Origin of the sequence: Bacillus sp. L75 (genome assembly GCF_003676355.1) — a bacterium.
GTDB classification, from domain to species: domain Bacteria; phylum Bacillota; class Bacilli; order Bacillales; family Bacillaceae; genus Bacillus; species Bacillus velezensis.
Window position 1 is genome coordinate 1 of the sequence record NZ_ML064945.1, and the last position, 785, is coordinate 785.

Annotated in this window: 1 protein-coding gene; it reads right to left on the bottom strand. The window is 37.1% G+C overall.

The features are described 5' to 3' along the window. Positions 1-256, bottom strand: a 256-nt coding sequence (locus D5S11_RS19675) for an NAD(P)H-dependent oxidoreductase (protein WP_206504709.1), incomplete at its 3' end; no start/stop codon positions are given. Positions 257-785 lie beyond the last annotated feature (529 nt).

A 785-nucleotide genomic window follows, 5' to 3' on the forward strand; every position in this document is an offset into this window, starting at 1 on the left:
CATGTGTTAACACATCATCTTCCCATTGTTTGAGTAACGCGGGACTGCTGTACCAATACATTGGGAACTGAAAAACGATACGCCCATGATCTAACAGGAGCTGCTGCTCTTTTTCTACATCAATGATAAAATTAGGGTATTCACCGTACAGGTCATGAACTGTAATGTCATTCTCTTGCTTTAAACGATTCATCCAGGTTCTGTTGACAACAGACGTTTCCAAATTAGGGTGTATAACGATAACTAATGTTTTCATTTGACCGTTATCCTTTCTTCGCAGATTAGTTATTATTGCTTTTGTGATAAAGAATTGATTCTAATTTTAAAATAACAACTTATTTACACCTATTTTATCCTTTTTCATGAATTCAGGGCAACTAATTGGACACCGATTACATTTATAGCCAAAAAAAGGCTTAGCCTTTTAAAAAAGATTAAGCCTTTTCAGTACCCTTATGCCCCTACCCTATTATCTCGTGTCTAATTTCTAATAGCTGATCATATAACAAGGCATCTTTGTTTTCCTCCATGCTTAGCAATACTTTCTCTACTTTTGCAAATTGGAGTTTGAGGCATTAGTAACTACCTATAATGATGAAAATATTTGTGCGATGTCTACTGCAGATGACTTACTTTAGGTAAGCGGGCAGATTGTGGGCAGTAGATCATTTAAAAATAAGCACAAAAAAATACCAAGGATCTCTCTATTACCCTTGGTATCATTGATACGGCCGAGAGGACTTGAACCTCCACTGGTTATTCACCCGCTGGGCCCTCAACCTAGT